At 72.5% G+C, this 19,842-nt stretch carries 15 protein-coding genes; 9 read left to right on the top strand and 6 right to left on the bottom strand.

Annotated elements, in window-relative coordinates; translation table 11 throughout:
- Positions 1-2 precede the first annotated feature (2 nt).
- Both ACGF0D_RS29960 and ACGF0D_RS29955 read right to left on the bottom strand, forming a co-directional pair.
- Positions 3-875 carry a carbohydrate ABC transporter permease gene (locus tag ACGF0D_RS29960; protein ID WP_392879736.1) on the bottom strand — a complete coding sequence of 291 codons (873 nt, stop codon included), beginning with the start codon at positions 873-875 and terminating at the stop codon, positions 3-5.
- A 229-nt stretch (positions 876-1,104) separates the two neighbouring features.
- Positions 1,105-2,394 carry an ABC transporter substrate-binding protein gene (locus tag ACGF0D_RS29955; RefSeq protein ID WP_392921483.1) on the bottom strand — a complete coding sequence of 430 codons (1,290 nt, stop codon included), beginning with the start codon at positions 2,392-2,394 and terminating at the stop codon, positions 1,105-1,107.
- Positions 2,395-2,606: 212 nt separating this feature from the next.
- On the opposite strand from ACGF0D_RS29955, the gene ACGF0D_RS29950 reads away from it, so the two are divergent.
- The 4 genes from ACGF0D_RS29950 to ACGF0D_RS29935 all read left to right on the top strand — a co-directional run bounded on the left by ACGF0D_RS29950 (position 2,607) and on the right by ACGF0D_RS29935 (position 11,463).
- Positions 2,607-3,716, top strand: coding sequence for a LacI family DNA-binding transcriptional regulator (locus ACGF0D_RS29950; RefSeq protein ID WP_392921480.1), 1,110 nt, complete (start codon positions 2,607-2,609; stop codon positions 3,714-3,716).
- Positions 3,717-4,038: 322 nt separating this feature from the next.
- Positions 4,039-6,483: a discoidin domain-containing protein gene (locus ACGF0D_RS29945; RefSeq protein WP_392921477.1), complete on the top strand. Its 2,445-nt coding sequence runs from the start codon at positions 4,039-4,041 to the stop codon at positions 6,481-6,483.
- Between the two features lie 43 nt (positions 6,484-6,526).
- Complete coding sequence (locus ACGF0D_RS29940; protein ID WP_392921474.1) at positions 6,527-10,768, top strand: NEW3 domain-containing protein; 4,242 nt, start codon at positions 6,527-6,529, stop codon at positions 10,766-10,768.
- Positions 10,765-11,463, top strand: coding sequence for a hypothetical protein (locus tag ACGF0D_RS29935; protein ID WP_392921472.1), 699 nt, complete (start codon positions 10,765-10,767; stop codon positions 11,461-11,463). Before ACGF0D_RS29940 ends, ACGF0D_RS29935 begins: the two co-directional genes overlap by 4 nt.
- 230 nt (positions 11,464-11,693) lie before the next feature.
- Here the strand turns inward: ACGF0D_RS29935 and ACGF0D_RS29930 are convergent, their stop codons facing one another.
- Positions 11,694-12,218, bottom strand: a complete 525-nt coding sequence (locus ACGF0D_RS29930; RefSeq protein ID WP_392921469.1) for a DUF6879 family protein — start codon at positions 12,216-12,218, stop codon at positions 11,694-11,696.
- Positions 12,219-12,387: 169 nt separating this feature from the next.
- On the bottom strand, positions 12,388-13,119 hold the full coding sequence (locus tag ACGF0D_RS29925) for a hypothetical protein (RefSeq protein WP_392921467.1): 732 nt from the start codon (positions 13,117-13,119) through the stop codon (positions 12,388-12,390).
- A gap of 356 nt (positions 13,120-13,475) precedes the next feature.
- Here ACGF0D_RS29925 and ACGF0D_RS29920 point away from each other — a divergent pair, with 356 nt between their 5' ends.
- Together ACGF0D_RS29920 and ACGF0D_RS29915 are read left to right on the top strand one after the other, a co-directional pair.
- Positions 13,476-13,973 (top strand): hypothetical protein, encoded by a 498-nt coding sequence (locus ACGF0D_RS29920; RefSeq protein ID WP_392879717.1) that lies wholly within the window; start codon positions 13,476-13,478, stop codon positions 13,971-13,973.
- A gap of 150 nt (positions 13,974-14,123) precedes the next feature.
- The gene (locus ACGF0D_RS29915) at positions 14,124-15,215 is read left to right on the top strand and encodes an alcohol dehydrogenase catalytic domain-containing protein (RefSeq protein ID WP_392921464.1); all 1,092 of its coding nucleotides are present in this window, start codon (positions 14,124-14,126) and stop codon (positions 15,213-15,215) included.
- Positions 15,216-15,265: 50 nt separating this feature from the next.
- On the opposite strand, the gene ACGF0D_RS29910 is transcribed toward ACGF0D_RS29915, so the two are convergent.
- Positions 15,266-15,931, bottom strand: a complete 666-nt coding sequence (locus ACGF0D_RS29910; protein ID WP_392921462.1) for a DUF6368 family protein — start codon at positions 15,929-15,931, stop codon at positions 15,266-15,268.
- A gap of 206 nt (positions 15,932-16,137) precedes the next feature.
- Between ACGF0D_RS29910 and ACGF0D_RS29905 the strand changes: the two genes are divergently transcribed.
- Positions 16,138-16,674, top strand: coding sequence for a DUF1707 domain-containing protein (locus ACGF0D_RS29905; RefSeq protein ID WP_392921459.1), 537 nt, complete (start codon positions 16,138-16,140; stop codon positions 16,672-16,674).
- Here the strand turns inward: ACGF0D_RS29905 and ACGF0D_RS29900 are convergent.
- Positions 16,659-18,278: an FAD-dependent monooxygenase gene (locus tag ACGF0D_RS29900; RefSeq protein ID WP_392921456.1), complete on the bottom strand. Its 1,620-nt coding sequence runs from the start codon at positions 18,276-18,278 to the stop codon at positions 16,659-16,661. The genes ACGF0D_RS29905 and ACGF0D_RS29900 overlap by 16 nt on opposite strands.
- A gap of 87 nt (positions 18,279-18,365) precedes the next feature.
- Between ACGF0D_RS29900 and ACGF0D_RS29895 the strand changes: the two genes are divergently transcribed.
- Both ACGF0D_RS29895 and ACGF0D_RS29890 read left to right on the top strand, forming a co-directional pair.
- Positions 18,366-18,923, top strand: coding sequence for a CGNR zinc finger domain-containing protein (locus tag ACGF0D_RS29895; protein ID WP_392921453.1), 558 nt, complete (start codon positions 18,366-18,368; stop codon positions 18,921-18,923).
- 345 nt (positions 18,924-19,268) lie between these two features.
- A complete protein-coding gene (locus ACGF0D_RS29890) occupies positions 19,269-19,634 on the top strand; it encodes a hypothetical protein (RefSeq protein WP_392879704.1) in 366 nt (121 codons plus the stop codon).
- The last annotated feature ends 208 nt before the right edge of the window (positions 19,635-19,842 follow it).

Genomic DNA, 19,842 nt, shown 5'->3' with positions numbered 1-19,842 from the left:
GGTCAGGCCGCCTTCCGGTTCAGCCGCATCAGGAACAGCATCGGGCCGAGGGTGACGACGAACAGCAGCAGGCTGAGCGCCGAGGCGTAGCCCAGGTGGCCGTTGAAGCCGCGGCTGTACATCTGGATCAGCATCACCACCGACATGTCCCGCCCGCCGGGCCCGCCCTGGCCGTTGGAGAGCACGTACAGCTCGGAGAACACGCGCAGCGAGCTCACCGAGATCAGCGCGGAGACCAGGACCATGGTCGGGCGCACCCCGGGCAGGGTGACGTGCCAGAACCGGTGCAGCGGGCCCGCGCCGTCCACGGCCGCCGCCTCGTGCAGCTCGCGCGGGACGTTGGCGAGGGCGGAGAGGTAGATGACCATGTAGTAGCCGAGGCCCTTCCAGACGGTCAGGGCGATCGCGCTGAACAGCAGCAGCCAGCGGTCGGTCAGGAACGGGACCGGGGAGTCGGCGAGCCCGGTCTGCCGCAGCAGGCCGTTGACCAGGCCGCGGTCGTCCAGCACCCAGCCCCAGATCAGGGCGACCACGACGGCGGAGGCGATCACCGGGGTGTAGAAGGCGGTGCGGAAGAAGGTGATGCCGGGGATCCTGCGCTGCACGAGCAGGGCGAGCAGCAGCGGCAGGACGGTCAGCAGGGGCAGGCAGACCAGCATGAACACGATGCTGTTCAGCAGGGCGTCGGCGAGCTGCTCGTCGTCCAGCAGCCGGCCGTAGTTCTCCAGGCCGGTGAACTGCCCGCCGCCGATGGGCTTGGCGTCGGTGAAGGAGAGGATCACCGTGTTGACGGCCGGCCAGAGGTTGAAGACGGCCAGCCAGACCATCGCGGGCCCGGCGAGCAGCCAGGGGGTGAACCAACGCCGGTGGGTCATGCCGTCGCCTTCCTGGGGCTGGGGGTGGTGCGGGTGCCCGCCGGGGAGTGTCGGGGTGGGGAGCGGCGGGTGTGGGGGAGACCCGCCGCTTGTCGCCGGTTCGGGGGTTGGGGCGTGCCTGGTTCGGGGTGGGGTGCGGCCCGGTAGGGGTTGGGGCGCGGTGAGGTTTCGGTGGCGCCCGGTGGTGTCCGGTGGCGCCCGGTGGTGCCCGGGTGGCCGTCCGGTGGGATCAGCCCTTGAGCAGCTTGTTGCACTGTTCGACGGCGGTGTCCAGCGCCTGCTTGGAGCTGGTGTCGCCGCTGATGGCCAGGGCGAACTGCTGCTTGATGACGGTGCCCATCGCGTCGTCCACCTCGACCGGCTGGATCAGCTGGGCCTTGGCGAGCGAGGTGAAGGCGATCACCTTGGCGTCGCCCGCGTTGGTGCCGTCGCTCCTACTGAAGAACGGGTCGTTCGCGGAGGCCTTGGTGGACGGGAAGACGCTGGTCAGGTGGGCGAAGGCGGCCTGGTTCTCGGGGCTGGTGACCCAGCGGGCGAGGGCCACCGCGGCGGCCGGGTTCCTGGTGTTCTTCGGGATGGACAGACCCTGGACGTACAGCGGCGGGGTGGCCATCGCGGGGGAGGGGACGACCTTCGGGGCGAGGGTCGGGTTGTCGGTGGCGAGGCTGGTGATGAAGTTGCCGCCGCCGGTGGTCCAGGCCGCGGTGCCGGAGCTGAAGAGCTTGGAGTTGCCGGCGTAGGTGTCGGTGAGCACCCCGTTCGGCATCAGGCCCTCCTTGAAGGCGTCGCGGTACTTGTCGAGCAGCGCGGCGGCCTCGGGGGTGTTGAAGGTGAAGCTCCTGCCGTCGTCGGACATGATCTTCACGCCGATGTTGTACAGGTCGCCGATGCCCGGCTTGCGGCTCATCAGATAGGTCTGGCCGCCGGACTTCTCCTTCATCGTCCGGGCCTGGGCGATCAGCTCGTCCAGGTTGGCCGGCGGCTTGTGCGGGTCCAGGCCGTACTTCGTCAGGAGTTCCGAACTCCAGTAGTTCACATCGGTGTTGAGGTACCACGGGTAGCCGTAGGTGCCCGGGTGGCCGTTGAACCGGTAGGCGTCCACGCCGCCGGGGACGTACTCCTCGGCGAGCTTCGGATCGGCCTTGGCGACGTCCAGCAGGACGTCCTTCTTCGCCAACGGGAAGGCGAAGTCCGGCGGGAGGTTGACCACGTCGGGCAGGGTGCCGGCGGCGGCCTGGCTGAGCACCTTGTCGGAGTAGCCCTCGCCGGGCTGGTCGAGCCACTCGACCTCGACGCCGGGGTACTTCTTCTTGAAGCCGTCGATCACGCCCTGCATGTAGTCGGTGAACTTCGGCTTGAGCGCCCAGGTCTGGAGCGAGACCTTGCCCTTGACCTCGCCGGTGGCGGCCGCGCTCGCCACCGTGTCGCCGTCCTTGGTGTCGCCGGAGCCGAGTCCGCAGCCGGTGAGGGCGGCGGTGGCGAGCGCGGTCGTGGTCAGTGCCGCCCAGATTCTTCGCATGAGGGTCTCCCGGTCCTGGGGTGGGTGGGGGATCGTGCTGAGCTCGGGGGTGGTGCCGGATCTTGGGGGACGTGCCGGATCTCGGAGGTGCCGGAACACGGGGTGCCGGCTCGGGGAGGAGGATTCCGCAACCTGACTAACTAAACCGGTCTAGCGATGCCTGGGACTATGCTCCCGCCTAAACTTGGCTGTCAAGAGAGGAGTCGGGTTCTGTGGGCAGACCGACGATCGCCGACATCGCCCGCCAGGCCGGTGTCTCCAAGGGTGCGGTGTCCTTCGCGCTCAACGGCCGCCCGGGCGTCAGCGAGGCGACCAGGGCCCGGATCCTGCGGGTCGCCGAGGAGATGAACTGGCGGCCGCACAGCGCCGCGCGGGCCCTCGGCGGAGCCAGGGCCGACGCCGTCGGCCTGGTGATCGCCCGGCCGGCCCGCACCATCGGCGTCGAGCCGTTCTTCAGCCAACTGCTGTCCGGGCTCCAGGCGGTGCTCTCGGCCGGCTCGGTCGCACTGCACCTGATGGTGGTCGAGGACACCGCCGCCGAGACGGAGGTCTACCGGCGCTGGGCGTCCGAGCACCGGGTGGACGGCTTCATCGTGGTCGACCTCCAGGTCAAGGACCCGCGGCTGCCGGTGCTGGACGAACTCGGGCTGCCCGCCGTGGTGCTGGGCGGGCCCGGCAAGGGCGGAAGCCAGCTGCGGATCTGGGCCGACGACCGGGAGGCGATGCTCTCGATCGTCGACTACCTGGCCGCCATCGGGCACCGTCGGATCGCCCACCTCGCCGGGCTGCCGCACTTCCAGCACACCCAGCGGCGGATCCGCGCGCTGCGCGACGCCTCGCGCCGGCTCGGACTGGAGGAGGCGGTGTCGGTGCCCACCGACTTCAGCGACGCCGAGGGCGCGGCCGCCACCCGGACCCTGCTGTCCCGGGCCAGGCGGCCCACCGCGATCGTCTACGACAGCGACGTGATGGCCGTCGCCGGACTCGGTGTGGCGGGGGAGATGGGCGTCGCGGTGCCCGGCGAGCTGTCCATCGTCTCCTTCGACGACTCGGTGCTCGCCCGGATCGTCCACCCTCCGCTGACCGCGCTCAGCCGGGACACCTTCGCGCTCGGCGAGCAGGTCGCACGCAGCCTGCTGGCGGAGCTCGACGAGGCCGGTCCGGGGCGGGACCTGCAGATGCCCACGCCCCGGCTGACCGTACGGGAGTCCACCTCGCCGCCGGGGGTCGCGCCGGCCGGATTCCCGGCGGCTTCCCCGGCGGCTTCCCCCGCGGGCGTGGTCGCTGCGCACATCGTTGACAGCGGTTCTGAACCGGTTTAGCCTCGCAGCGCCGAGCGGGCGCCGCTCGGCGCGCTCCACCCGGGCGCGCTCCACCCGGGCGCGCTCCACCCGCGCGCCCACCGCGCTCCGTCCGGCTCCCGCTGCCTGTCTCGCTCCGCGTCCGCTCCCTTCCGCTTCCGCGCGCTCGGGGAGTCAGGCCGCGGTGCGACTCCGACTCGGTCCCGACCCCGTTCCCAACCGGTCCCCGCTCGGCCCCGACTCCGACCCCACTCGATCCAGCACCGGCACGCCCGCATGCAGCCGGGCCCCCGTCCGCGACGGCGGGCCCGCCCACCCTCCTCCGCTCGATCGGAGCCCCCGCATGTCACGACGCCTCCCCCTGCTGCTCGGCGCCGCCCTCGCGGCGGCCACGCTGACCGCGACTCCCGCGGCCTGGGCCGGCCCGACACCGGCCGCGGCGCCCGCCGCCACCGCCACGTCGGGCACCCAGCCCTTCGCCTCGTACTGGTACCCCAACAGCATCCTGAACTGGGACCCGGCCACCGACCCGGACGCCCGCTTCAACCGCTCCCGCGTCCCGCTCCAGCCGCGCACCAGCGACCCGGCGTTGCGCGCCAACCCCAACGCCCGCACCGGCGAGGGCCGGATCGCCTCGCTGGTCTCCTTCGGCCCCACCTCCGACAACCCCTCCCAGGGCTCCGCCGACCCGAACTACTACGCCTTCGGCTACTGGCAGTACGTCGACAAGCTGGTGTTCTGGGGAGGCTCGGCCGGCGAGGGCCTGATCCTCGCCCCCAATCCGACCGTGATCGACGCCGCCCACCGCAACGGCGTCAAGGTGTACGGCACGGTCTTCTTCCCGCCCGGCGCGTACGGCGGCCAACTCCAGTGGGTGCGCGACTTCGTCCAGAAGTCCGGCAGTCGGTACCCCGTCGCCGACAAGCTCGTCCAGGCCGCGCAGTACTACGGCTTCGACGGCTGGTTCATCAACCAGGAGACGGGCGGCGGGGATTCGGCCCTGGCGGCCGAGGTGCGCAACCTGATGCAGTACACCAAGGCCCAGAGCGGCACCGAGTTCATGTGGTACGACGCGATGACCACCTCCGGTTCCGTCAACTGGCAGAACGCCCTCACCTCGGCCAACTCGCCCTTCCTCCAGGACGGTTCGAAGCGCACCTCGGACTCGATGTTCCTGAACTTCGGCTGGTCGTCGAGCGGCCTGAACTCCTCCCGGGCGCTGGCCCGCCAGCTCGGCCGCAGCGAGTACGAGCTCTACTCCGGCATCGACACCGAGGCCAACGGCTACAACACCGGGGTGAACTGGGCCTCCCTCTTCCCGTCCGGGCAGCCGCACACCACCTCGCTCGGGCTCTACCGCCCGGAGTGGACCTGGAAGTCCGCCACCGACCGCGCCGACTTCTACGCCAAGGACGCCCGCTACTGGGTCGGCGCCGCCAACGACCCGTCCAGGATCGACCTCTCGTCGAGCTGGCCCGGCCTGGCCGGCTACGTCGCCGAGTCCTCGCCGATCACCGCCAAGCCCTTCGTCACCACCTTCGACACCGGGCAGGGCGACTTCTACAACGCGGCCGGCACCCGGGTCGCCACCGGCGGCTGGAACAACCTCTCGCTCCAGGACGTCCCGCCCACCTACCGCTGGGTGGTCGAGTCGAGCGGCGCCGGACTCACCCCGTCCGTCGACTTCACCGACGCCTACCAGGGCGGATCCGCACTGCGGTTGAGCGGAAAGCTCGACGCCGCCAACACCGTGCGGCTGTACCAGACCAGGCTGCCGGTCGCCGCGGACACCAGGCTCGACCTGGTGGTCAAGACTCCGGCCGCCGGGCCCACCAAGCTCAAGGCCGCCCTCTCCTTCACCGACGCGCCGGGCACCTTCACCACGATCGACGTCGGCGCCAACTCCGGTACCGGCTGGGAGCGGCACACCCTCGACCTCTCCCCTTACGCGGGCCGCACCGTCGCCCAGATCGCCCTGCGAGTCGAGGGCAGCGACCCGGCGTACGACCTCAGGGTCGGCCAAATCGCCCTCTACGACGGCTCGGTGGAGAAACCGGCGGCACCGTCCGGCCTCACCGTCCTCGGCGCGAGCGACGTGACGCCCGGCGCCAGCCAGTCCCTGCGGCTGTCCTGGACGGCGGCGCCCGGCGGCAACGTGCACCACTACGAGGTCTACCGGCGCAACGCGGACGGCAGCCGCACCTTCCTCGGCGCCACACCCAACGACGCGTACTTCGTCGGGCGGCTGGACCGGGCCGGCGGCGAGAACGCCACCACGCTGGACGTCGAGGCGGTCTCCACCACCTACGGACGCTCGGCCGCCACCTCCACCACGGTGAGCTGGAACGGCACCCCGCCGACCGCCACCAACCTGGCGCTGAACCGCCCGGCCACCGCCTCCGGCCAGTGCAACGCCAACGAGGGCCCGGCCAAGGCCGTCAACGGCAGCGTCGGCGGCGGGACCGGCGACAAGTGGTGCACCCTGACCTCCGCCAAGTGGCTGGAGGTGGACCTCGGTTCGGCGAGGAAGCTGTCGACGTTCGTGGTCAAGCACGCGGCGGCGGGCGGCGAGAGCGCCTCGTACAACACCCGTGACTTCACCATCCAGGTCCGGTCGGGCACGAGCGACCCCTGGACGACCGTCGCCGACGTCACCGGCAACACGGCCGGCACGACGAGTCACCCGGTGAACACCACCGCCCGCTACGTCCGGCTGGTGGTCACCACGCCCACCCAGACCAGCGACCCGGCCGCCCGCATCTACGAGTTCGAGGCCTGGGGCGCGTAGCCCTGTTCCGAAGAGTCCGAAGAGTCCGAAGAGGAGGCACCCCGTGCCGGTCACCATCACCGCCGTCGAGAGCACCGACCTGTTCGTCGGGCCCGAGGACGCCCCGCGCCAAGTGCTGCGGGTGAGGCTGGAGGGCCCGGCCGCCCGGATCGCCGTCAGCGGCCAGGGCGTCCGCGGCGAGGCGACCGGCACGGGGCTGGTCGACGTCCCGCTGGAGATCGGCGGGGCCTCGCCCGGCGACCGGCTCGCCGTCACCGTCAGCGTCGAGGGTTCGTCCGTCGACGCCGTGGTGGACGTCGCCGAGCCCGGCTGGACCATGTTCCTGGTCTCGCACTTCCACTACGACCCGGTCTGGTGGAACACCCAGGCCGCCTACACCTCCCCCTGGGAACTGCTCTCCGCCGACGCCACCACCCGGCCGCTGTGGGAACGCAACGGCTTCGCCCTCGTCGACGCCCACCTGGACCTCGCCCTGCGGGACCCGGTGTACAAGTTCGTCCTCGCCGAAGTCGACTACCTGAAGCCGTACTTCGACCAGCACCCGGAACGCCGCGAGACACTGCGGCAGCTGCTGGAACGCGGCCAGGTCGAACTCGTCGGCGGCACCTACAACGAGCCGAACACCAACCTCACCGGCGCCGAGACCACCATCCGCAACATCGTCCTCGGCATCGGCTACCAGCGCGACATCCTCGGCGGCGACCCGCGAACCGCCTGGCAGCTCGACGTGTTCGGCCACGACCCGCAGTTCCCCGGCCACCTCGCCGCGGCCGGCCTCACCGGCAGCGCCTGGGCGCGCGGCCCGTTCCACCAGTGGGGCCCGATCCAGAAGAACTTCCGCGCGGCCAAGGACGACGCCCGGGTGATGCAGTTCCCGAGCGAGTTCGAGTGGATCGCCCCCGGCGGCGAGGGCGTGCTCACCCACTACATGCCGCACCACTATTCGGCCGGCTGGTGGATGGACTCCTCGCCCGACCTGGCCACCGCCGAACAGGCCGTCTACGAGCTGTACCGCAAGCTCAAGCCGGTCGGGGCGACGAAGAACCTGCTGCTGCCGGTCGGCACGGACTACACCCCACCGAACAAGTGGGTCACCGAGATCCACCGCTCCTGGGCCGCCAAGTACCTCTGGCCCCGCTTCGTCTGCGCCATCCCGCGCGACTTCCTCGACGCCGTCCGCGCCGAACTCGACGCCACCGGACGGCGACCCAGCCCGCAGACCCGCGACATGAACCCGGTGTACACCGGCAAGGACGTCTCGTACATCGACACCAAGCAGGCCCAACGCGCCGGCGAGGTCGCGGCCGTGGACGCGGAGAAGCTCGCCGCGCTCGCGTCCGTCCACGGCCTCGGCCGCTACCCGGCCGCCGCGCTGGACAAGGTCTGGCGCCAACTCGCCTACGGGGCACACCACGACGCGATCACCGGCTCCGAGTCCGACCAGGTGTACCTGGACCTGCTCGGCGGCTGGCGGGAGGCGTACGACCTGGCGTCCGGCGTCCGGGACGCGGCACTGGACGCGCTCACGGCGCGGATCTCCACGGTGGGCTTCGGCTCCGCTGGGGGCGACGGTTCCGAGGTGGGCGTCGGCTCCGCCCTGGGCGTCGGCTCCGCCGTGGTGGTGACCAACACGCTCTCCTTCGACCGGACCGACCTCGTGACGGTCGAACTGCCCGACGGCGTACGGTCGGTGCGGGTGCTGGACGACCGGGGCGAGGCGGTGCCCAGCGCCGTCGACCGGGGGACGCTGCGCTTCCTGGCCACCGACGTGCCCGCACTCGGCTGGCGCACCTGGCGGCTGGTGGAGGGCGTCGCGGAGCAGCCGTGGACGGCCGCCGCAGGCGTGACCATCGGGAACGACCGGTACCGCGCCACCGCCGACCCGGCGCGCGGCGGCGGCCTCACGTCGGTCCATGACCTCCTGCACCAGCGGGAGTTGATCCAGGACGGCCGGATCGGCAACGAGCTGCGAGTGTACGAGGAGTACCCGCAGCACCCCGACTTCGGCGAGGGCCCCTGGCACCTGGTGCCCAGCGGACCGGTGGTCGGCTCAGGGGACGCCCCGGCGTCGGTGCGCCGGGAGACCGGGCCGCTCGGCGAGCGCCTGGTGATCGAGGGCACGGTCGACTCCGTGCGGTACGAGCAGACCGTCACGCTCTGGCGCGGCCTCGACCGGGTCGACTGCCGCACCCGGGTGGTCGACCACTCCGGCGCCGACCGGCTGCTGCGACTGCGGTTCCCGGTGGACGTCCCCGGCGGGCTGCCCGTCAGCGAGGTCGCCGGCGCCGTCGTCGGGCGCGGCTTCGCGATGCCGGACGTGGACTCGGCGGAGGCGCCGTGGACGCTGGACAACCCGGCCAACACCTGGTTCGCGCTCGGCGCCACCGCGCGCGTCGACCTGATCGACCCGGCGGGAGCGGCGGCCGGCTCGCGCGCCCTCGGCGTGGCGGAGGTCGTCGTCCCCACCCTGGACGACGCGGCCGACGCCCGTCCGCTGGTGGTCGCCCTCGCCCGGGTCGGGGTCACCGCCACCACCTCGGCGGCGGACTGGGCGCGGTACGGGTGGCTGGACGTGGACTCCAACCTGCCGGACTTCCGGATCGTGGTCGGCCCGCCGGAAGTCAACCCGGTGGCACGGGAGTTGCTTTCGCTGGTGGGGGAGGAGTGCGCCGCCGCCCTGAAAGCGCACGGCGCGGTGTGGGTGCCGGCCCTCAGGCCGCTCACCGAGGTCTGGCGCCCGGACGCCGACCTGCGCGACCTGCGGGCGCTGCCGGCACTCGTCGTCTCCGACGTTGCGGCGCTGGTGGAGGACCTGGCCGACGCCCGGATCACCGCCGTCTGCCCGTCGACGGTTCCCGTCTCGGAGCAACTCGCGGACCACACCGTGGCGTTGCTGAGCTTCGGCCTGCCCGGCTTCGCGGTCGACACCACCGGAGCGCTGCACCTGTCGCTGATGCGCTCCTGCACCGGCTGGCCCTCCGGCGTCTGGATCGACCCACCCCGGCGCACCCTGCCCGACGGTGCGTCCTTCCAACTCCAGCACTGGACACATGAGTTCAGCTACGCACTGGTGGGTGGGAACGGCGACTGGCGGGACCAGACGCTGCCCGCCCAGGGCCAGGAGTTCAACCACCCCCTGTACGCCCGGATCGTCCCGGCACAGGAGGGGCCGCTGCCGGCCACCCTGTCCTGGCTGCGGGTCGAGCCGCAGCGGGAGGTGCTGCTGGGGGCGCTCAAGCCTTCGGGTAACCCGATCGCGCAGGGCTCGGTGGCCGAGGCCGGTCCCGAACTCGCCGTCCGCCTGGTCGAGTCGACCGGCCTCGGACGGTCGGTGCGACTCGGCGGCGCCCTCGGGCTGGGCGACGTCCGGGCCGCCGACCTGCTGGAACGGCCGCTACCCATCGACGGCCCCGCCCTCGACCTCGCCGGTTCGCAGATCGCCACCCTGCTCGCGACCCCGGCCGTCACCGCTCCGGCGGGTGAAGCGGACCTCGGCCCGGTGGCGGAGGCCGCCCAACCCGTCCACGCCCGCTACTGGCTCCACAACCGGGGCCCGGCACCGCTCGGTTACCTACCGGTGTCCGTCGGCGCCTCGCCCGGACTGCTGCGGACGGCGGGGGATTCGGTGACGATGTCGGTCGCCCTCTCCTCCCAGCTGCGGGACGCGGAGGTGGAGGGGACGGCCGTGGTGCTGCCCCCCGAAGGCTGGACGACCGGCCTCGGCAGCCGCCCGTACCGGCTCGAACCCGGAGGGCACCTGCGCTTCCCGGTCACCCTCACCCCGCCCGCCGGGGCCGAACCGGGGCTGTACTTCGCGGCCGTCCGGATCGAGCACGACGGCCAGCAGATCGAGGACGTCGTGACCATCGCCGTCGGCGACCTGCCCGGCGTCCTGCCCGTCCCCGGAGACACCCCCGAGGACTGGACGATCGCCCAGGGCACCAAGGCCACCACCGGCCGAGACACCGGCCTGGACGTCGCGGTGTCGCGTGAAACCCTGCGGGTCGTCCCCGGGGGCCGGAACTTCCTCGCCGTGACCCTCACCAACCGCACCCGCGGCGAGATCCGGGGCGAGCTGCAACTCGTCTCCCCGTGGGGCACTTGGCACACCATCGCCGAGCCCGTCCGCGGCTTCACCGTCGCGGCCGGCTCGACCACGACCGTCCAGTTCGATGTCACCGTCCCCGAATCCACCGACCCCGGCTCGTACTGGGCCCTCGCCAAGGTCATGTGGTTCGGCCGCTGCCAGTACGCCCCGACCGTCGCCCTGGTGGTGGAAGCATGACCACGCTCGGCCTCCTCGACGGACGGCCCATTTCCCGCGCGGCCCTCTATCACCGCCTCACCGCCCTCCGGAGCGGCCCACGCGCCACCGCCCTGCCACAGACCGGCAGTTCGGAGGACCGCCAACTCACCCGCTGGGTCGCCCAGGTGCTCCTGACCGAGGCCCTCTGCGAGGCGGTGGCCGCCGAACGCAAGCTGCCCGTCGTCTCCGACGGCCCCGCCCACCTCGACCACCAAGCCGCCGTCGAACTCGGCTCCATCACAGCGGCCGCCTTCGAGGGAAGCCCAGCCGTCCGCGCTGTCTACGAGTCCGTGACGGCCGGCACCGAGCCCTCACCCACCGACATCGCCCACTACCGCGCCATGACCACCCGCGCGCAAGTCACCCGCTGGCGCCTCGCGCTCCCCGACGGCGAGCTGGAGGCCGACCCCGACACCCTTCCGCTGGCCCTCACCGAAGCCCTCCGCACAGCGCCAGAGGGCGAATGGGTCACCGTCGGCCCCTGGAAGGCCGCCCTCCTCGCCACCACAACACCGCTGGAGGAGGACGACCCCACCCCCGCCCTGCGCGACGCCGCCCGCCGCGCCGCCTTCGTCCGCTGGCTCGACCGAGAACGCGCCCAACGCCTCATGCTCGTCGAAGGATTGGAACACCCCGGCGACCCCGCCCAACCCGACAACCACCACCGCCACTGAGCAATCCACCGGCGCCCGTCGCGCCCGTCGCGCCCGTCGCGCTCGCCTCGAGCGCGGCGGGCCGTCGGTGGTGAGCATCGTTCGCGCCTGGGATGCGCCTCTGGCCAAGGTGTGGTTCCAGTGCCGTGGCTCCACCCGGGCAGGGCGGCCAGGATCGTTCCGCCCGGCTTGACCTGGTGCAGCCAGAGGAGCGGAAAGCGGCGCCGTCCGGTACTTGCGTGCTCGCAGAGTCAGACGGTGAACTGCTCGTGGGGGATGCCCGCCGCCCACACGGCCTCGAACGCCGCGGAGCAGAGCGCCACCGCGGCCTCGTCCTCGGAGAAGGCGTGGCCGGCCCAGTCGCCGTCGCCCGTGAACCAGTGGAAGAGCACCAGCCGCTGGTCGATCAGCCAGAAGTCGTTGCCCGGGAGGGCGATGGTCGACGCCCGGCTCCGGGGGAGCCATCGGACCTGTTCGCCGGCCGCGAGGTTGACGGGGGTGACGGCGTGTTCGTACCTGATGTAGTCGGTCACGGGCTCCGAGACGATCCGGGCGCGGCGCATGACGACGCCCCGGGAGATCACGTCCTCCACCAGGGGTATCCACGTGGGCCAGAACGACGCGTCGGGGTCGTTGTCCACCTCGCCGGTCCGCTTGAAGCGGTCGAAGGGTTCGACCTCGTCGCCGACCGCGTAGCTGTCGCGCATCTCCAGGTGCACGGCGGACCGGGTGGCGCCCCGCAGCAGTTCGGCGAAGTCCGGGGTGCTCTGTGCCATCACGGGCCTTCCTCGGGATCGGGGTCATCGTCGGCGGATGCGGACCCCATTCTCGCCTTCGGGATGCCGGTGGGGTGGCTTTCACTCGAAAGTGCCCGCCGTGCCGGGGGAGCGGCTCGGCGGGCGAAGTTGTCCGGCAGTAGGGGTAGTTCGACTCGATCGGCCGGGGTCAGTTGCGGATGAGGACCCAGGCGCCCAGGCCGCCGCAGTAGCTGCTGTTGTAGGTGCCGGTGTGGTAGCCGGCCGGGATCGGGGTGTACGGGCAGATCCACAGTCCGGGCCTGGCGAGCTGCAGGAACCAGGAGCCGAGGCCGCCGCAGCCGGGGTTCTGGTGGTTGGTGTTGATGTATCCGGGCCAGATCGGCGAACCCGCGCAGGTCCAGATGCCGTCCCGGGCGAGCTGCATGTACCAGGCGTCGATGTTGGCGCAGCCCATGCCGTTGGCGGCGTGGTTGGTGAGCACGTAGCCGGACGGGATCGGCGAGGTGCCGCAGGTCCACAGGCCGTCCGCGGGCAGCCGCATGTACCAGGAGTCGTAGCCGTCACAGCCGTTGGGCGTGTGGCCGGAGAGCACGTAGCCGGCGGGGATCGGGGAGGTGGCGCAGGTCCAGATGCCGTTCTGCACGGGCTGCTGGTACCACATGCCGGCGCCGTTGCAGCCGTTGTTCGTGTGCTGGGTGAGGACGTAGCCCGGGGTGACGGGGGCTCCGCGGCAGATCCAGCCGGCGGCGGCGAGCTGGGGGCTGGTGGCATCGGAAACGGAAACGGAAGCGGAAGCGGTGGTCGGCGCCGCCGTCGGCGCGGCGCTGGCCGTGCCGACCGAGACGCCGGTGAGGACGGCCACCATCAGGGCGATCACCCCTGCTGCGGAGGCGAGTCGGCTTCGGAGGGTCGCTGTCAACGGGCGGTCCAGCAGTCTGTGACGTCGGTTGATCACTTCGCACCAGTCCAATCGGCAGGGTGTCCATTCGGCGCCGAACGGCGGTCGTGCGGCGCCGAGTTGTGGATCTGGAGCGACCCTAGCCGGGAACGTGAACCACCCGAATGCATTGGCATGGTCATATCCAAAGTTGGCCGGAAGCCGATCGAAGGCCCCCGCGCGGTTCCGATCCCCCGACGGAGTGAACCTGCCGGAGATGGGCCGCCCGTACGTCGGGGGAACGTCGAAGATCGGATGCCAGGAGTCGGGTGCCGTCCGGGACAGGACGGGACAGGACGGGACTGGACGGGCTCGGGCCCGGATCGGAAGGATGAGACGTGGACCGTACGGAACTGCTGCCGATGAGCGACCTGTGCCGGGAGCTGTACGGCCTGTCGGCCGCCACCCGGGAGGCCTTCCTCAACTACGGCAAGGCCCTGATGGTGATCGCCGGCGCCGACGGCGAGGTCAGCGAGCCGGAACTCGACTGGCTGATCGACCACCAGCGGCGCATGGGCGCACCGGAGGACGTCATCGAGCTCTACCGGGAGTTCGACTTCCGCTCGGCCGACCTCGACGACCTGCTGCCGGCCATCCGTACCGACGTGGAGACCTGGCAGGCCGCCCCGCACCTCGTGTACCACGCCATCAAGATGGCCGGCGCGGACGGCGTCTACGCGGAGGAGGAGCGGGCCCAGGTCCTCCGGGCGGCCCGGCTGATGGGCGTCCCCGACGACATCGTGCTGTCCCTCCACTCCCTGGTGGACATGGAGCAGGCGGTGCACGACCTGCGCGCCGCGCTCTTCCATGTCAGCAGTGCCCCGGACGTCGACTGACGGGTGGGGGCGGCCCGCGAGCGGCGGGCTCGACGCGTCCACGGTCCCGACCGGCGGTGCGCGGACAAACGGTGGTGGACGTACGAAGCTGGTGGAACCGGCGGGTGCGCGTGGCGCCCCGCCTTACCCCGTACAGAAGGGTCTCCACTCATGGCTGCCTCCTCGCACTCCTCGTCCCCTTCCTCGCCGTCCTCGTCCTCCTCGTCCTCCTCCTTCGGTTCCGACGGCCCGCAGCGTGCCGTGCGGGTCGCCGCTCCGGGCGCGGTGCCCGAGCTGTCCGAGGTGCCGGTCCGCGAGCCGGGGCCAGGGGCGGTGCGGATCGCCGTCGAGGCCTGCGGTGTCTGCCACTCCGACCTCCTGATCGCCAGTGGCGCCCTGCCCGGCACCACCTTCCCGGTCACCCCCGGCCACGAGATCGCCGGCCGCATCGACGCGCTCGGGGAAGGGGTGGAGGGCTGGAAGGTCGGCGACCGGGTGGCCGTCGGCTGGTACGGCGGCAGCTGCGGACACTGCGAGGCCTGCCGCTCGGGCGACGGCATCCACTGCCCCGAGCTGCAGGTCCCCGGCGCGGCCTACCCCGGCGGCTACGCCGACAGCGTCATCGCCCGGGCCATGGCGCTGGCCGCGATCCCCGACGAGCTGAGCGCCGCCGAGGCCGCCCCGCTGGCCTGCGCGGGGATCACCGTCTTCAACGCCCTGCGCCGCTCCGGCGCCCGGGCCGGTGACACCGTCGCCGTGCTGGGCCTGGGCGGACTGGGCCATCTGGGTGTCCAGTTCGCCCGAGCGATGGGCTTCCGCACCGTGGCCATCGCCCGCGGCGCGGAGAAGGAGCCGCTGGCCCACCAACTCGGCGCCGAGCACTACATCGACAGCACCGTCGGTGACGTCGCCCTGGCGCTGCGGGCCCTCGGCGGTGCGAAGGTGGTCCTGTCCACCGTCACCAACGCCGACGCCGTGTCCGCCACCGTCGACGGGCTCGGCCGGCGCGGCGAGCTCATCGTCGTGGGCGTCTCGACCGACGGCATTACGGTCAGCCCGCTGCAGCTGATCACCGGCGACCGCAAGGTCTACGGCCACTCCTCGGGCACCGCCGTCGACACCGAGGCCACGCTGCGCTTCGCGGCCCTCAGCGGCGTGCGGGCGTGGATCGAGGAAGTGCCGCTGGAGGAGGCCGCCGCCGCGGTGGACAAGATGACCAGCGGCCGGGCCCGCTTCCGCATGGTCCTCACCACCGGCCGCTGAGCGTTGGGCCTGGGAGGGGCTGGGCCGAACGGCCGGGGCCGGAATTCTGACTACTTGACCAGCCGGAATCCCGGCCGTCCGGCCCAGGCACGCAGGAACTCGGCCGTCACCAGGGCCGTGTCCCACCCGTCGTCGGCGACACCCAGGAGCCCCGGGATACCGGCGACCGCCGCCGCCTGACCGGCCGCGAGTTCGGCCTTGCAGACCCCGCCGGTCACGTCCATGACGGCGGCGGTCAGCAGGGCCGTCGCGACATGGTCGATCCACCGGTTGCAGGCAGCACTGACGTTGACGGCCTGTACGGCCCGGAACCCGAGGATCGCCTCGATCTCGGGCTCGTCGGCGTGCTCGCCCTCGAAGACGTCCTCGTCACCGGCCCCTGCTCCCAACAGGTAGACGTCGAACGGCCGGCGCCAGTCCTCGCGCGCCGGATTGAAGCCCACCAACGCCGCGAGCCGCTCGTCCGTCGACCCCTCCTCCGTCGACCGCTCGTCCGTCGACCGCTCACCGATCAGCGGCAGCGGGTACGGCCGGCGCCAGTCCTCGTCCCGGGTGTCCTCGATGCCCAGCCGCTCCGCGGGCACGTGGACGTCGTAGCAGGCCGGGCAGGTCTCCTCGAGCCGGCAGGAGAGCCGCACCATCAGGGCGAGCAACTCCCGCAGCACGGCTGCGGAGACGGGTTCAGCGAGGTCGATGACCAAGGTCGGACCGGACATACGGGGAGCCTAGGGTGTCGACCGTCCGGCTGCCTCCGATTTCCGGTCGCCTTCGACGGCGGCCTCGGAAGAGCCGGCGCCGACCGAGCGGCATCCCGCCCGGGACTGGCCGAGGGGCGGAGGCGCCGTCCTGCGGGCTCTTCCCGTCCTCCCAAGTGGGCTTCCCCGCCCAGTGGTTCCGCCGCCAGCGGTACTAGAGTGGGACGGTGACAGCTCTGCCGGACAACCCGCCGATCAGCGATGCCGACCGTGACAAGGCCGTTGAGCGCCTGCAGGAGGCGTTCGCCGAAGGGCACATCTCACGCGAGGAGATGGACGAGCGTCTTCATCGGGTGCTCACCGCCGGGACGCGCGCCGACCTCGCGGCGCCCCTGGCCTCGCTGCCCGAGGTGAACCCGGAATCCGCCCCCACCCTGGCCGCCGCCACCGGGCGGCTGGTGCGCCGCGGCCCCTGGCGGGTCCCTCGTGCCTTCAAGGTGGTGTCGGCCTTCGGGCGGGTGCGCCTGGACCTGTCGAAGGCGGTCATCGAACACCCCGTGATCGACATCGAGTTGGGGCTCGGCACCGGTGGCGCCAAGATCACCGTCCCCCGTGAGGCCGTCGTCGACATCGACGGCCTCACGGGCGGCTGGAAGGACGTGAGCTACACCCCGCCCCGCCGTTCCCACCTCGGCAGTCCGGTGATCCGGATCACCGGCACCACCGGCTTCGGTCGACTCAGGATCCGTCACGCCAGGCGCTGAGCGGAATCGGCGGATGGGTAGTGACCGGCGTCCTGGGCAGCAGGCCCAGCGGACAGTACGCGCCGCAGGGCGGCGATCAACTGTCCATCGCCCGCGTCCGGTTGGGGTGCCCGCCAGGCGATGTGGCCGTCCGGCCGGACGAGGACGGCTCCGGTCGAAGGGACGCCGGTCGCCTCGGGCAGGCCGGGCAGCGGCACCGTGCGCACGGTGACCGGCAGCCCCGCCGCCGTGGCGGTGGCCGCCTGCCGCCGCCAGGCCTCCGCCCCGGTGGTCGTGAACAGGGTGAAGCCCGGCCCGACCAGGTCCAGCGTGGAGGCGGCGCCGGCCCGGTCGCCGAGCCGCAGGTGGGGGAGCCGGGTGCCGGGTGCGGCCTCGGGGTGGTCGCCGTCCGGGTCCAGGGGCGACCGTTCCGGGGCGTTCGGAGCGTTCGGATCGGCGAGGACCGCCGTCGAGCGGTAGGCGGCGGTCAGCAGCAGCTCGTCGTCGATCCGATAGCCGTCGCGGGCACGGGAGTTGGCGAGCGAGATGTCGATGACCTGCCGGGCCACCGGTCGGCGCTCGGCCTCGTAGCTGTCCAGCAGCGCTTCGCCCGCCGTCCCGGCCGTGGCCGCCGCGAGCTTCCAGGCCAGGTTGTCCGCGTCGCCGATGCCGACGTTCATGCCGTGTCCGCCGGTCGGCGGCACCACGTGGGCGGCGTCGCCCGCGAGCAGCACCCGCGCGCGGCGGTAGGTCTCGGCGAGGCGGGCGTCCATCCGCCAGGTCATGGTGTCCTGGACGGTGACCGCCAGCTCGGGCAGCCCGGCGGCCTCCCGGACCAGCCGGGCGAGCGCCTGGTGGTCGGCCAACAGGGCTGCGGTGTCCGCGTGTTCGGGGTTGTACGGGTACTGGTAGATCCACCGCCGGTCGTTGTCGACGGCCAGGAACCCGCCACGGCCCGGCGCGGTGAGGAAGTACGAGGCGCTGGCGCGGTCGGCCACCACCTCGCCGAGCGGTGCCTCGAAGCGGATGCTGAGGAAGTGGCCGAGGCCGGTCGGCCCCGCCATCGCGATCCCGGACGCCTCGCGGACGGTGCTCGACGCGCCGTCGCAGCCGACCAGCCAGTCGGCGCGCACGGTGTGGCGCTCGCCGGTGGCCCGGTCCTCCAGCACGGCCCGGACGTGTCCGTCCTGCGGGGTGAGGGAGATCAGGCGAGTGTCGAACAGGGCGCCTTCCGGGGCGAGTTGGCGGGCACGCCGGAGCAGGACGGCCTCCAGGGCGTCCTGCGAGCAGATCAACCCGGGCGACGGCGTGCGTTCCGGTCCCTCAGCCGCGCCGCTCGCCACGCCGGTGCGGACGAAGTCCGGGTCGACGAGGTCGCGGCCCCGGTAGAAGAACACCTGGGAGGCCGGGAGCCCGGCCGCCCGGACCTCCTCCTCCAGCCCGCACTTCCGGAAGATCTCCATCGAACGCGCCGACACCCCACGGGCCTTGGGATGGCGTGAGGTGCTCGGGTGGGCCTCGACGAGCAGGTGCGGCACGCCGTGGCCGGACAGCAGGACGGACAGGGTCAGGCCGACGGGGCCTCCACCGACGACGAGCACGGGCGTGGTCTCGGGGAATCGCATACCACCCACTCCTCAGTAACGCCTACTAGGTCGTTTTGAAGTTACCATGGCCTGGACGGCATCCCTCCGACCATTCGAGGCGACCCCATGGCCCAGCCCCAACCTCAACCCCAGGGCAGCGGCAACCCCCGCGGCCTCCACTTCCTCACCGAACTCGCGAACACCGTCCGCGAGGACCCCGACGCGGGCGCCGCCGACCTCCAGGCCCTCCTGGACCGCCACGGCGGCCCGCCCTTCCGGCTCACCGACGCCGACGCCCGCGAACTGCGCCGAGCCACCACCGAGGTGATCGCCGTCCTCGACACCGACGACCCGGACCGGGCCGCCGAGCTGATCAACGCCCTGCTCGACCGCCATCCGGCCAGCCCCCGCCTGGTCCGCCTCCCCGGCCGGCCCTGGTCCCTGCACACCCGCGCCCCCGCCGACGCCGGCCTCACCCACTGGCTGCTCTCCACTGCCGCCCTCGCCCTCGGCCTGTGGTTCAGCGAACGCGGCGGCTGCGCCTGGGGCCGCTGCGCCGCCCCGGGCTGCGAACGCTTCTTCATCGACACCGGCCGCCGCACCCCGCAGCGCTACTGCACCCCGCGCTGCGCCACCCGCGTGCGCGTCGCCGCCCACCGCGCGCAGAAGGCCGACCGTCCGTGAGGTGACCGCCGACGTCCGCACCGACCTCCGGGCCGAACTCGGGGCCGAAGCTCGCGCACCCGGACGATCGTCCGGCCCACCCCCATGGTGCGGGACGTACCCCTTGGGTCACCCGGGCCACCCCAGTGCCCCAGGGGTGGCATGCCACCCTTCACGCTCAACTCGCTTGTTGACGACGGTCGTTCGAATACGTCACGCTCGATGAACCGCCGAGGCAGGGCCGTCGCCCGGGGCCATCCGACCGCCACGCGCGCCGTACGCCGCGTGGTGTGCCGCGTGGTGTGCCGCGCCACCCCCGCCGCCCCGGCCCGGATGTCCACCGTGCACCCGTGTGGAGGTACCGCCATGTCCAAGCGCCGTCTCGCCGTCCACGGAGCCGCCGTCGCCGCTCTGACCCTCGCCTCCCTGCTCCTCCCGGCCACCGCCGCCCACGCCGCGCCGCCCGCCGACTCCTGCACCCAGAACTGGAGCATCAGCTCCGGCGAGGGCTACGCGAACGGCAAGTGGTGCAACTACAACACCAAGGTCGTCGGCACGGTCCACGACACCAAGGCGGACGGCCGCTGTCCCTACGTGCGCGGCGCCCTCTCCAGCGGCGGCTACGTCGACAGCGACTGGGCCGGCGGCAAGGGCAAGTCCCGCGCCATCACCCTCCACGCCCCCTCGGGCGCCCACTTCACCAGTGTCGGCATGCGCTACATCGGCTGCTGACCCCCGGCCGCGGGCGGGCGTACCCCAGGTGGTCACTCTCGGCCCCGACTCGGCGACACCCCTGCGGCTGACCCGGATCCGCTGTGCCGGGCCGCGACGCGGGGGGGGGGGGGGGGCCCGCCCCCGCCCCCGGCCCCCCCCGGGGGGCGCCCGCCGGCGCCCCCGCGGCGCACCGCGCCTCGACCCCAAGGACCAAATACAAGACGAG

It is taken from the genome of Kitasatospora sp. NPDC048298, from assembly GCF_043201465.1.
Classification (GTDB): Bacteria; Actinomycetota; Actinomycetes; order Streptomycetales; family Streptomycetaceae; genus Kitasatospora.
This window is presented reverse-complemented; position numbering and strand designations above follow the sequence as displayed.

Coding starts and splice junctions, on each gene's coding strand:
- ACGF0D_RS29960 (WP_392879736.1), bottom strand. CDS start 875: ATGACCCACCGGCGTTGGTTCACCCCCTGGCTGCTCGCCGGGCCCGCG.
- ACGF0D_RS29955 (WP_392921483.1), bottom strand. CDS start 2,394: ATGCGAAGAATCTGGGCGGCACTGACCACGACCGCGCTCGCCACCGCC.
- ACGF0D_RS29945 (WP_392921477.1), top strand. CDS start 4,039: ATGTCACGACGCCTCCCCCTGCTGCTCGGCGCCGCCCTCGCGGCGGCC.
- ACGF0D_RS29935 (WP_392921472.1), top strand. CDS start 10,765: ATGACCACGCTCGGCCTCCTCGACGGACGGCCCATTTCCCGCGCGGCC.
- ACGF0D_RS29930 (WP_392921469.1), bottom strand. CDS start 12,218: ATGGCACAGAGCACCCCGGACTTCGCCGAACTGCTGCGGGGCGCCACC.
- ACGF0D_RS29915 (WP_392921464.1), top strand. CDS start 14,124: ATGGCTGCCTCCTCGCACTCCTCGTCCCCTTCCTCGCCGTCCTCGTCC.
- ACGF0D_RS29910 (WP_392921462.1), bottom strand. CDS start 15,931: ATGTCCGGTCCGACCTTGGTCATCGACCTCGCTGAACCCGTCTCCGCA.
- ACGF0D_RS29900 (WP_392921456.1), bottom strand. CDS start 18,278: ATGCGATTCCCCGAGACCACGCCCGTGCTCGTCGTCGGTGGAGGCCCC.
- ACGF0D_RS29895 (WP_392921453.1), top strand. CDS start 18,366: ATGGCCCAGCCCCAACCTCAACCCCAGGGCAGCGGCAACCCCCGCGGC.
- ACGF0D_RS29890 (WP_392879704.1), top strand. CDS start 19,269: ATGTCCAAGCGCCGTCTCGCCGTCCACGGAGCCGCCGTCGCCGCTCTG.